Here is an 11,986-nt window from a genome sequence, read left to right as displayed (position 1 = left end):
CATCTGTACAACGGAGGTCGCATAAACTGCAGCTTTTTTGTTTTTTGTATAGAAGTTCTTGTCGCCAGCTCAAGACAAGAACTTCTATACAAAGCCGTATTAGGACAAGAACTTCTTTACAGCCCTGTGATCCCGAAAAATGCACGATTTATTAAGCTACCTCGGTACGATGCAGTTTTCTCACGAATGCTCGCTTATTCGCAGGATTTCTCCAGAGGATGAATCGTAAGCCGGATTGAATGGGACGAGAGCCGTCTATATGGGCAACCGGCGAGCATGCGGGAACAGAAGGGGCGAGTTTTCGCTCCTTTTTTGTTGGTCTGCTGCACGCTGCTCCACGTACCTCCGGAGGTTTTCACTCCCATTTCTCGACGGGTCGATGCCCTTTCATTCCTTCGTTACGCCTATCCAGAGGGTGGAGGCCGGTAATCCTAACGGTACGGGTCGATGCCCTTTTGTTTAATGCAATCYGGTACTCCGTGCAATCTTGAAATCCTGCGAATAAGCCAGTTTTTGTGYTGAGCGAGAAGCGATTAAGCAACCTGCTTCATAGTAAGAGATCGATCCGGTTCGTAAGCCTCTCCGCTGCGAGTTATGGCAACCAGAATACGAGCCAGCTTACCGCAAAGTTTCATCACTGAGCGCATTGGCTTCATGCCTTTCGTCTTTACATTCACTTCGTGCTGTCGTTTAAACGCTTCATCATTCATAATGAGGGCCATGGTTGCCATGAACAGGGCATGTCGAAGTCTTGGTCGGCCACGTTTGCTAATGGACATCTGGCCCTTCCACTTGCCTGAGCTTGCTTCAGCTAGGTTGAGGCCGGCATGCCGCAACAACGCATTGCCATGAGCATAGCCGCTGAGATCGCCAGCTTCACCTAGAATGCCGGTGACAGACAAGATGCTCATCCCCTTCATTGCGAGCAGCGGCTTGGCCAGTGGAATACGGGCCAGAGCAGTCGCCACTTCATCCTCGATTACCTTTAGCTGCTCCATAGCCAGATCATATTCGGCCAGCAACTGTTGTATATGAAGCTTATAGGCTTTCTCGGCATGCTTTGCGCCGACCGAGCGAGTTGCCAGCGCCAGTAGTTCACCAGCTCTTGGTTCACCGCTGTGCCGTTTCATGACTGTTTTCCAACCGTCGATTATCTGGCGAACGGTGAGCTTTTGAAGCTCAGCAGGTGTTGGAAAGAGACGCAGTGTAGCGAGGACCCGGAGCCAATGAGGTGCTTGTATACCTGTCTCAGCTCTGGAAACACAATGTCCACCCAGTGATGGATCTGGTTCTTGACGCTGACAAGACGATGGACGATTGTCTCCCGGTTCGCCATGAGCACTCGAAGTTCTATGAACACTTCACTGGTTTCTTTAATGACCGTGTAGTAGCCGTTTTTCACCATGTCGGCGATAACCAAGGCATCCTTGATGTCGCTTTTGGAGGGAGTATTATCGCGGTTTTCCTTGTTCTTTTTGACAAGATGAGGGTTTACCAACACGACCTCGAAGCTCCGGTCTCTGAGCCAGGAAGCGAGGCCGAGCCAGTAGTGGCCAGTTGGTTCCATACCGATGATGGTGTCGTTTAGTTGGTGCGTTTCCTGCAAATCTTTCATCCACTGCAGCAGTTGGCTAAAGCCGGCCTCGTTATTGAAGAAGTGAAGCGGAGTGCCGAGCGTGATTCCACGGAAGTTGACAGCGCGAGCAACATGGGATTGCTGGGCGATGTCGATGCCGACGACAAGGTGCTGGGTTGAAATGCGTTCGAGCAGTTGATTTTGTTTGGCTTGAGCTTTAAAATTCAAGATAGAGCGACCTCCTTAAGATGGCTAAAGGGCTATGACCCGTGACTACACCATCGTACCGGAGTCGCTCGTTTTTATGCAAAGCGCAAAATTAACGCTCTACAGGAATCCTAACGGGCAGCATAGTGTAATCGTTTTGGGGTTATATTAAGACCAGTTCATTTAATAATCTCAACAATTTCGATATGTAATTCAGAATTCTAAAATTCGACTATCGACTATTTGACAAAGTGAAATTTTCAATGATATTATTTGCATGCGCACACAAATTAAATGGAGGTTTCAAATATGAATAAATTATCAACACCATACAATTTGAAAGGTCTCGAACTTAAAAATCGAATTGTGATGGCTCCGATGTGTCAATATTCGGTTGACCTTAAAGATGGTGTACCGAATGATTGGCATTTTGTACATTATGTTTCCAGGGCTGTTGGGGGGACAGGATTAATTATTGTTGAGATGACTGGAGTCGATCCAGATGGACGAATTACTGATGGAGATCTTGGTTTGTGGTCCGATGAACAAATACCAGCTTTTAAGCGTATTGTTACGGAAGTCAAAAAACATGGGGCTAAGATTGGCATCCAGATTGGACATGCTGGAAGAAAAGCAGAGGATGCGAATGTACCTGTAGGGCCATCCACTGTTCTAGGAGGAGCGCTTCCTGAAGAGACGAAATATGGAGAATTAAAGCTTCCCCGTGCTCTCTCACTTGAAGAAATTGATCGAGTCATTTGTCAATTTAAGAATGCAGCAAGGCGTGCAGTAGAAGCAGGGTTTGACACCATCGAACTTCATGGTGCTCATGGCTATTTACTTCACCAGTTCATGTCACCAAGTATTAATCGTAGGGAAGACGCTTATGGCAAAGACTTATCTAAATTTGGTGTTGAGGTCATTAAAGCCGTCAAAAGCGTTATTCCTGAGCATATTCCACTGATCATGAGAATTTCTGCAATTGAATACATTGATGGTGGATATGATATTGAATATGCACTTAAAATGAGTGAGAAGTTCAAAGCAGCTTGAGTAGACATATTTCATGTTTCCAGCGGAGGTGAAGGGATACCAGGAATATTGAAGCCTTTAAATACACCAGGTTATCAGGTACCCTTTGCACGAAAATTTAGAGAAGTACTGGACCTACCTGTTATCGCAGTAGGTAAGCTTGAAAATGCTTCACTGGCTCAAGCAACTATAACAAACGAAGATGCGGATCTTGTGGCAGTGGCGCGAGGAATGTTAAACGATCCTTATTGGGCTTTACATTCAATCAAATCGATAGAAGGCAAAGTTGAATCTCCCTTTCAATATGCAAGAGGAATTCGCTGAAAATAGATGATCTTTTGACATCAGTTTGGGTTAAGGTAAACTATATGTGTTGTTGAATACACTTATAGTAATGAAAGGGCGATAACTTTGAGTCATTCGGAACATCTGATTCATGACTGGGTCAATTTCTCTAAATACCATGATCGGATTAACAATGCTTTAGAACATATACTTCAAGATAAATATCAACTCAGCTTAAAAGAGTTCTATTTGCTTATGTTTCTTTATCAAACCGGAGACAAAAAACTTCGTCTAGCCACTGCATCAAAAATGATTGGTTTAAGCCAAAGCGCGCTTTCCCGCCTAATCATCAGACTCGAAAATCATTCATTCCAGCCTGTGGACCGCAGTGTGTTTGAAGAAGATAAGAGAGGTTTTTATGTTGTCCTTACTCCAAATGGGGAAAAGTATATTGCTAGTTTAATTTCAGAAGTTAGCTCAGTCTTAGAAAATTCTATGACTAAGAAAGACAAAATTAATATTAGATTATTCACCTCGTAGTCTGAACAACGGCAACAAATCGGCTGTCGTTGTTCTCAACTAACGGGAGACGATAGTTGAATAAAAGTATGCGGCGCCAGCCATCACCTGGAGGAGCGAATTTGGATACTAAAGAATTAGAGTTTTTTGCAGAAAAACATAAATGTTTTGAAAGAGCGGTTGATGGCTTCTGGATCTATGTAAATTCATGGCTAGAGGAAGAACCTGCTGAAGTCAAAGAAGCTTTTGAGACCCTTGATCTCACATCTGTAGTTTTATCTAAAAAGAAAATTGCCTTAGTAGTAAATTATCGTTTTGATGAGCCAATAAGATTCGTTACAACTACTTTGAATGTATCTTTGGATAAAGTAGTTATTGGCGAGTATCATTTTGTTTTGAACTTAGATGGTAATGGCATTGATGATTCTTTGAGTTTTCACCCACGTCCAAAAATAGAAGATCGAATATAAATAGTTGAACTAACGGCGAACTTTAGTTGAAGAAAAATAAAATTGGACCATACATCTTAGACATGTCTAATATGTGTGGTTCTTTTAATTTCAACTGTTTAACTTACCTAACCTAAATATAACACTGGCTGTACAAATATATGGATGATCGTGATGGTGACGGCATGGTAGGTGAATAAGACTAAAATAAATGAACATAAGAACAGAACATTTTACTCGTTGGACGATTTAACGGGTTTGTGAAACAATGTACTTAAACTAACGGAGAACTTTAGCTCAATAAACACAGCGGTAGCCGATCATTGGATCAGTTAAGCTAAAGGGCAGGATTGCTTAATCGATTCGCGAATACATCAAGTATTGATAAGTTCAGAGAATGAGGTCGAAAAGWAATGACATTCTTGAACTGGCYACGAAATCGGGCATCTGCGAAACCGGAAATCCTTTTGGCGGGTCGACGACCGATAATGGTCCACTGTTACGGCTCGGGCTCTCGCCTTGGAAGATCTCGCCAATGCGCGTCGGATCCAATCGGAAGTTAAACTGCTTGTTTTGGTAGCCCATATCGACATATTTGCGGCATTCCGGATATTTGTTAATATCGTAATTCGATACAGGGAACAACGAAGCTGATCTTATCTGGAAAAATTAGTATGCGTTTGTAATGTAAGATTGAGTTAGATGATGGACAAAATAAATCTGATTTGACATCAAAGGAGGCAACTTTTTCGTGGGAATCTTAAGCGGTAATCCAAAAGATGAGCCAATGCATTTAGGTGAAGTATCCAGTGTTTGGGCGGCTTCTACTACAGCTAAAGGAGCAGTTTCTTTTTATCAAGCCTATTTAAACCATGCAGGTGACAAAGACCTAAGGAAGTTGATTGAGGACTACATTGATCAAGCAAAACAAGAAATAAAAGAACTGGATGAAATACTAAATGCGAATGGTATCGCTCCTGCTCCAATAATGGCTGACAGACCAAAAGCAAATCTTGAAGATATCCCTGTGGGTGCTCGTTTAGCGGATCAAGAAATTGCCGCTGCGATATCTGCCGACACAGCAACAGGTGTTGTTGCTAGCACTCAAGCAATGGCAATGTGTATTCGCGAAGATATTGGTGCATTATTTGCAAAATATGCTGCTGCAAAAACGGTACTTGGTGGTAAAACGCTTAGAATGCTTAAGGATAAAGGTTGGCTAGTTCCGCCTCCTTTACTTATCAAGAGACCAGAAACAGTTAGTGTTTAATTAAAATGGAATTCGGTTTGTTGTTAGAAGAGGTATAGTCGATCCTAAAATTACAAAAATTAACTCGTTTAGCTTAGTGCTAGCGGGTTATTTTTTAGGCGTTAAAAAAACCAACCAGAGTTAGAAATTATTAAGCCCTAGGTATAACTGTCGGAAAAGAATCGCATATTAATCAATGTAAGATATTAACTGCAAAAGGGGTAAAATATGGGTAAAGTTGCAATGGCACTAGTGATTGTCGGGGCTTTAAATTGGCTTCTTGTCGGTTTATTTGAGTGGGACCTTGTCAGCGCATTGTTAGGAGGCGATTCTCATCGTGAATCCTCAATGATAAGCCGCATCGTATATAGCTTGGTCGGGATTAGTGGGTTGTATTGTATCAAATATTTATTTATTAATGAAGAACACGCAAGAACATAAATATCGCGAGCCGTTGGACGCTCGTTACAAGATTCCGCGCCTGTGCGGAATCTTTTTGTTTTCTGATTTCAATATTATATAACGATCCGTTACGCTAACGGGAGACGATAGCGAAATTCAATAAGGAGCAGTTTGCCGCGGCAGCTGCTCCTTATTCATTAAGCTAAATGGCAGTATACGTTAATGAGCAGTTGCTTCTTGAAGGACATTCATTGGCTTATTACGAATAGACATACAGAGAGAGGTGAGATTGATGTATGACTATATAAGCATCCATTCTGATGATTACACGAAAAAAGTAACGTCAAAGAATTTGGAACATTATTTAACTTGTCATCTGGGTTATGAGAAAGTTAGTCATCTAACATTTTACAAAGAACTCCACGGAGACCCAATCAGGGTGAGAGGTATCCCCGCTGAATTAGATGGTAGCTACGCGATTTATACACTAGATGGTTTTGAAGAAGTAAACCTAATTGAAATAGATTTGCCGAGGTCCATTAGTGACATTCTAGAACACGCCATAACTGGCGTTGCTATTTCCATTTCAAAAGAGTTCTCATGGATAATAGATGAGGACCATGGATTAAGCTAACGATAGGTTAATTGAATAAGCATACCCAACAGCCGGCCAGACTGATCAGTTTTTCTTTTTCGTTGAGCATGAGGCAGGAAAATTGTATCGCATAAGGATAGCAATCAATGAAGCTATTCACCAAGGAAGAAAAGAAAATTGTAATTGATGAGTGCTTGTTTCATTGCATAATTGACCAAACGTCATCAAATGAGTCAATAAGTTTCTCTTGGAATATATTTCAACTACTCCTTCTATACTCTACTTCTGGCACTTAATCTTGAATATATCGACCTTTATTGAGAAGGTAGAAATATCAATCCCCATCTTGTTTTCTGTTTATCTGGCAGAACAATATTTGGTCAGTCATCCTGCAAGTCTGGTATTATAAACGTACGAAAATGTACTTATTTAAATGGCACCGACTCATTATCAATTCAATTTGAAGTATGGATGGATCTAGTTGCTGGACTATATGCCCAACTGCAGGATTTAAGGCACGGAAGAAAGCTAAAATAATTACATCATCATATGAGGAGTTGCCCAAATGAAAGAACAGGAACGCCGCTATTCCGCACTGATAGCGAACCAATTCCCAGATTTGATCATTCAAACCGTGGAGTCGCTTGGCGAAGGTTTTCGAAATATAGCGATACTCGTCAACGGAGAATGGGTATTCCGCTTTCCAAAGAGTCAACAAGGGGCAAATGAACTGAACAAAGAAATACAATTACTGCCACTGTTGGCCGCGCGTGTTAAGGTCGGGATTCCGGAGTTTGTATATATAGGAACAGAGGAGGATGGACGTCCCTTTGCAGGCTATCGGAAAGTGGAAGGGGAGATTCTGGGGGAAGACGGAATAGCCTCTCTCTCTGAAAACGCAAGGGAACGACTGGCTATACAACTCGCTGATTTCATGGATGCCCTGAACGCATGTCCGGTTGAAACGGCAATTCAGGCTGGAGTTCCCGTCCATAACCTCACGAATGACGTTCATTTGTTGAAGGAGGTTGCAAAGAGGCAGGTTTTTCCGCATCTTGAAACGTCTTCACGTGACTATCTCACCCAGCGCTTTCAATCCTATTTGGAGGATACGACATGTACCCATTATACGCCGACGCTGATACACGCTGATTTGTCGCCGGATCACTTTTTAACGGATGCGCATCAGACCGAATTAACGGGTATTATAGACTTCGGCGACGCCAAGATAAGCGATCCCGATTACGATTACTTGTATTTACTTGAGGATTGCGGGAAGGCGTTTACCCGGCAAGTGATGGCTTGCAGAGGCGAGGTTGATCTGGACGCCCGCATTCGAAAAATCTCCTTGTTCGTCACGTTCGATCAGGTCCGCTATCTGTTAGAGGGCTTAAAGTCTGGGGATCCGGATTGGATTCAAGAAGGGGTGGAAGCAGTGCAACAGGATAAACGGTTCAATGTGTAGAAACAGCCGATGACGGCTGTTTCTTTTATCGGAATACCATGCCATTACGCTAACGGGCAGGATAGTTCAGGAGATCTTTGTGATTCTGTGCTACCTGCTTAGATAGATTTCGTTACACTACTAGCTGCAGTTTTGCTATTCTTAGCATTTCCAATTCAAGTAAAAGAAGGACAGGGGTGCCCTGTCCTTTTTAATAGATGAGTGTAAACGCCTGATGAGTTTGCGGTTCGATCAAGGGTTACAGATCGACTTTCAAGGTGCCCAGCATCTTGGCGAATTTCGGATCGTGGTAGGATAAGAAAAGACTTTCCCGCGTATCGAGGGTGGCAAACTGTTGCATATCGTCTGCGCTCAACTCAAAATTGAAAATGTCGAAGTTTTCGACGATTCGCTCTTTTCTCACCGATTTTGGAATAACAACGACTTCACGCTGAACAAGCCAGCGCAGCACGACCTGGGCGACGGACTTATTGTGTTTTTCTGCTATCGAGGCCAGCACTTCGTTGCCGAACATGTTGCCCTTGCCTTCAGCGAACGGCGCCCACGACTGGTGCTGCACTCCCTGCTCTTTCATAAAAGCGGCACTCTCGATCTGCTGGTAGAACGGGTGCGTTTCAATCTGGTTGACGGCGGGTACGATTTCGTTATGCACAATGAGGTCCATCAGACGGTCGGGCAGGAAGTTGCTGACACCGATCGCCTTGATCTTGCCTTCGCGGTATAGGTCTTCCATCGCACGCCAAGCGCTATAGTAATCGCCGAACGGCTGGTGTATAAGGTATAGATCAAGATAGTCGAGCTGTAGCTTCTTCAAGGATTTGGCAAACGCCAGCTTGGCACTCTCGTATCCAGTATCTTGAACCCAGAGCTTGGTCGTGATGAACAGCTCCTCACGCGGTACGCCGCTGCGCTTGATCGCGCGTCCGACCGCTTCCTCGTTCAGATAACCGGCGGCGGTGTCGATCAGGCGGTAACCGGCCATCAGCGCTTCATATACCACGTTCTCGCATTCTTCAGCATCGGGAACCTGGTAGACACCGAAGCCGATAATCGGCATTTTCACTCCGTTGGTCAATGTTACGTTCTGCATTTTAACTCCTCCTAGTATTTAAATGTATAATAGCAAACAGCGCATATCCCGGGAATCGGGCACCCACTTACGGCTGAATTGCATTACAATAAGCTTAGAACCTTCGTGTTACACGAAGTCAAGCCGTCTTCACAACTTTATTTTCCAAGGAGGATTTGAACATGTATACGGTCAATGAAGCCGCCCAAATAACGGGACTCACCCAGCACGCCGTGCGCTTTTACACGGATAAAGGCCTGGTGCCAAGCGTACAGCGTAATCAAAACAACATTCGGATGTTCAACGACGAATCAATCAACTGGCTGCATGGCGTGAAATGCCTCAAGCAATCCGGGATGCCGATTGAATTGATTAAAAAGTATATCGATCTCTGTCTCGAAGGGGATTCGACCATTCCGCAACGCTTCGCACTTATAATGGAGCATAAAGAAGCGGCACTCGTTCAGCTTGAAGAAGCCAAACGGCACGTTGCCCATTTAGAACAAAAAACCGACCTATATCAGGCCATTCTGGAGCACCGCACTCCAGACACGACCAATCCCGGTAACTGGGACAAAATTCAGCATATGCATGCTGACGTATTTTACTCGCCCTCTGTTCGGAAGGCGTGAGACATATTTTGAGCACATCAACCGTTTTTGGKAAAATCTTCGGTTTAAACTCTCGATTGGCTCGCAATGAACAAGATTCACATCAATCTAGATTGAACTAATTGGGAACGATAGTTGAGGAGGAGTTGCATTTTCTAAAGCAGCTCCTCTTTGATTTATTCAGGTATTTTGATTAAACTTTATTGCAAAAGGGATATCAATGAAAGGACAGGTATGAAATGAAGAATAAAGCAGCGGTACAATTAGATGATTTAATTAATGAAATTGAATTTCAAATGGATGAGAACGTTTCATATATCAACACCCAGACAGGAGAAGTTATAATGTTATCGAGAGAAGAGATTAGAGCAGCAGAAGATGAAGAGGCACTTGAAAACTATCCAGATTGGCAAAGAGAGAACATTKAACAAGCAATGAAAATTATAGAGGATGAGGACGAGGTTTATATCGATTTCACATTAAAAAACGAGTACCATGAATATGAAATAGTAGAAGAATTTATTGGGACATTAAGCGAAGCAAAGGTTCGAGAAGAATTGTTTGGAGTTATTCAAGGAAAAGGAGCATTTAGAAGATTTAAAGACAGGATCGGAGTACATAACGTCGAAAAGCAATGGTATGAATTCAAAGAAAAAAAGGTTAAGGAATTAGTTATTGAATGGTGTGAAGAGAATGATCTTGTAATAAAGGAATGAAGTATTATTTGTTGTACATTCGAGAAATAAAAGTTGAATCAGACAAAAAGCTGACTGTGTGAACAGACAGCTTTTCTTGGCTATTCCGCTAACGGGGAACTTTAGCTGAATACAACATGGAGCAGATTGCGATCGGACAGATGCTCCATTTTTCATTGAGCTAGAGGGCAGGTTAATTTCAATATGTCTATACTTTCAAAGTAAAAGTAACAGAATGACTCGTCATACTGGAAAAATTCAGGAGGCATATTAATGGGGAAGACGTTCTGCAAAAGAACTAAAAAGATAAGGATAGATGGTTCTCAATTCCACTGCGTTATTAACGAGATTCCTAGTAATAAATTTGTGAATTTTAAGGTCTATTCATCAAAAACCTCATATTTTGAAGTGTTATTTACATGGCAAGGTAGCTGGCACTTCATTCCGCATAAGCCAAGTAATTGTGAAAGTTTAATTAGATATGCGATTGAAAATGGATGGGAATTTAGAAGTGAAAGAAAGCTCGCCCAGAAGATAAGCATCAGCAGCATCCGTTTTCACTTTACGAAGATTGGTTTTTCGAAGCCGGTTAGAAATAAGCGGATTGATAACGATAAATAGATAGTGATGCTCCTCTAGAAATTGAACAACAGGGCTTTGATAGTGMCCGGTTGCTTCCAGAATCAATGTAGGCCGATGACCTGATTCATGTTCGATGTCATGAATAACTTGAAGCAAAATCTCGAGACCATCCCRTGTATGTTCGAAATGGAATATCCCTCGGTATGGCTTTCCTCGATTTAAAAAAGCTTGTCCGTGGCTTTCTTCTTTAGATATGTCTAGCCCTATAACAGGGTTCATGTTATCTCTCCTTGAAGTAAATTTACCGGTAGCCCCTATGAACCTCCTTGTCGCTCCACAGCATCGCATGTGATACGGGATCTATGTCCCAACCAGCCTCAATCATGGTCATGACAAGTAGGGGTGAACATTATAGCGCTYGGGATCAAGTCCCACKGGCAGGTACGTTCGACCCGGCTACTCTAATCCTCGAAGCTAATGCAAAAAGGATCAACCAGAAAGAAATGGTTGATCTCATAATACGAACGGGCAGATTAGCTTAATACCAAATAAAGGATATTAGCAAGCGTTTGTAGAAAACTTTATGCTAGAAGCAAGGAATAAGGAGGAGGTGGACATATGAATATGACCTCAATCGAAGTGGTTACTATTCATCCAGTTTACAATCATGCATTTACTGTATCTGAACATCCAGACGGCCAATTACCTCATATTGGAGATGCATTAGGTTGTGATTGTGTAATTGAAAAGTTTGTTGATGGATGGATGAGAAAGTATAGGAATGATGGACGTAACAATGAGGATTGGTACGGATGGGGTGCTGACGTTCTTGCTCCTTATGATGGAATTGTAGAATCTATTCATATTAACCCAGTTACTAATACACTAGGAAATATACAGCACTCTAGAGCAAGCAGCATTAGATTTTTAGGACATGACGATGTAAGAATTTGTTTTGCTCATGTAATGRATTTGAGCGTAAAGGAAGGCGATGCCGTTAAGGCAGGTGATATAGTCGCAAAAGTAGGTAACAACGGTTATTCTTGACATCCCCATATTCATGTTGGAGCATGGAAGGGAAATATTCCTCTTCAAATACGATTTGATTTAAAGTCTATGGGAAGTCAGTTAAAGAACTTTGGAGAAGAAATGTATTTTTTATAGGCATTAAAGATTTTTAAAAATATCATTACGCTCCCTCGAAATGATTCAATTTCCTCACTCAGACTCATGAATTCGCAGGATTTCAT

10 protein-coding genes and 4 pseudogenes are annotated in these 11,986 nt (G+C 42.4%); 10 read left to right on the top strand and 4 right to left on the bottom strand.

The annotated features are described in order from the left end of the window. Positions 1 to 533: 533 nt before the first annotated feature. A pseudogene (locus AB4Z33_RS28970) lies at positions 534 to 1,804 on the bottom strand (IS110 family transposase). 288 nt (positions 1,805 to 2,092) lie between these two features. Between AB4Z33_RS28970 and AB4Z33_RS28965 the strand changes: the two are divergent. From AB4Z33_RS28965 to AB4Z33_RS28955, 3 genes and pseudogenes are all read left to right on the top strand, one after another. Beyond that, a pseudogene (locus AB4Z33_RS28965) lies at positions 2,093 to 3,139 on the top strand (NADH:flavin oxidoreductase/NADH oxidase). A gap of 87 nt (positions 3,140 to 3,226) precedes the next feature. Next, positions 3,227 to 3,640, top strand: a complete 414-nt coding sequence (locus tag AB4Z33_RS28960) for a MarR family winged helix-turn-helix transcriptional regulator (RefSeq protein WP_442053229.1) — start codon at positions 3,227 to 3,229, stop codon at positions 3,638 to 3,640. A gap of 101 nt (positions 3,641 to 3,741) precedes the next feature. Beyond that, entirely contained in the window at positions 3,742 to 4,089 is a 348-nt protein-coding gene (locus tag AB4Z33_RS28955) for a hypothetical protein (protein ID WP_442053228.1), read from the top strand. A gap of 369 nt (positions 4,090 to 4,458) precedes the next feature. On the opposite strand, the pseudogene AB4Z33_RS28950 reads toward AB4Z33_RS28955, so the two are convergent. Further along, positions 4,459 to 4,713: pseudogene (locus tag AB4Z33_RS28950) on the bottom strand (hypothetical protein); the annotation flags it as partial. Positions 4,714 to 4,819: 106 nt separating this feature from the next. On the opposite strand from AB4Z33_RS28950, the gene AB4Z33_RS28945 reads away from it, so the two are divergent. From AB4Z33_RS28945 to AB4Z33_RS28930, 4 genes are all read left to right on the top strand, one after another. Then, a complete protein-coding gene (locus AB4Z33_RS28945) occupies positions 4,820 to 5,338 on the top strand; it encodes a DUF3231 family protein (RefSeq protein WP_442053227.1) in 519 nt (172 codons plus the stop codon). Between the two features lie 207 nt (positions 5,339 to 5,545). Further along, positions 5,546 to 5,758, top strand: a complete 213-nt coding sequence (locus AB4Z33_RS28940; RefSeq protein ID WP_442053226.1) for a DUF378 domain-containing protein — start codon at positions 5,546 to 5,548, stop codon at positions 5,756 to 5,758. Between the two features lie 253 nt (positions 5,759 to 6,011). Continuing rightward, a complete protein-coding gene (locus AB4Z33_RS28935; protein ID WP_442053225.1) occupies positions 6,012 to 6,353 on the top strand; it encodes a hypothetical protein in 342 nt (113 codons plus the stop codon). Positions 6,354 to 6,879: 526 nt separating this feature from the next. Continuing rightward, on the top strand, positions 6,880 to 7,779 hold the full coding sequence (locus tag AB4Z33_RS28930) for a phosphotransferase family protein (protein WP_442053224.1): 900 nt from the start codon (positions 6,880 to 6,882) through the stop codon (positions 7,777 to 7,779). Positions 7,780 to 8,017: 238 nt separating this feature from the next. Here the strand turns inward: AB4Z33_RS28930 and AB4Z33_RS28925 are convergent, their stop codons facing one another. Further along, positions 8,018 to 8,869, bottom strand: coding sequence for an aldo/keto reductase (locus tag AB4Z33_RS28925; protein ID WP_442053223.1), 852 nt, complete (start codon positions 8,867 to 8,869; stop codon positions 8,018 to 8,020). 161 nt (positions 8,870 to 9,030) lie between these two features. Here AB4Z33_RS28925 and AB4Z33_RS28920 point away from each other — a divergent pair, with 161 nt between their 5' ends. Continuing rightward, a complete protein-coding gene (locus tag AB4Z33_RS28920; protein ID WP_442053222.1) occupies positions 9,031 to 9,480 on the top strand; it encodes a MerR family transcriptional regulator in 450 nt (149 codons plus the stop codon). Between the two features lie 218 nt (positions 9,481 to 9,698). After that, positions 9,699 to 10,175, top strand: a complete 477-nt coding sequence (locus AB4Z33_RS28915) for a UPF0158 family protein (RefSeq protein WP_442053221.1) — start codon at positions 9,699 to 9,701, stop codon at positions 10,173 to 10,175. Positions 10,176 to 10,655: 480 nt separating this feature from the next. On the opposite strand, the pseudogene AB4Z33_RS28910 reads toward AB4Z33_RS28915, so the two are convergent. Then, positions 10,656 to 11,015 (bottom strand): annotated as a pseudogene (locus tag AB4Z33_RS28910) (IS110 family transposase); the annotation flags it as partial. Positions 11,016 to 11,354: 339 nt separating this feature from the next. Between AB4Z33_RS28910 and AB4Z33_RS28905 the strand changes: the two are divergent. Further along, positions 11,355 to 11,783 carry a M23 family metallopeptidase gene (locus AB4Z33_RS28905; RefSeq protein WP_442053220.1) on the top strand — a complete coding sequence of 143 codons (429 nt, stop codon included), beginning with the start codon at positions 11,355 to 11,357 and terminating at the stop codon, positions 11,781 to 11,783. Positions 11,784 to 11,986 lie beyond the last annotated feature (203 nt).

This window comes from Paenibacillus sp. 2TAB19 (assembly GCF_052115185.1).
GTDB lineage: Bacteria > Bacillota > Bacilli > Paenibacillales > Paenibacillaceae > Pristimantibacillus.
This window is presented reverse-complemented; position numbering and strand designations above follow the sequence as displayed.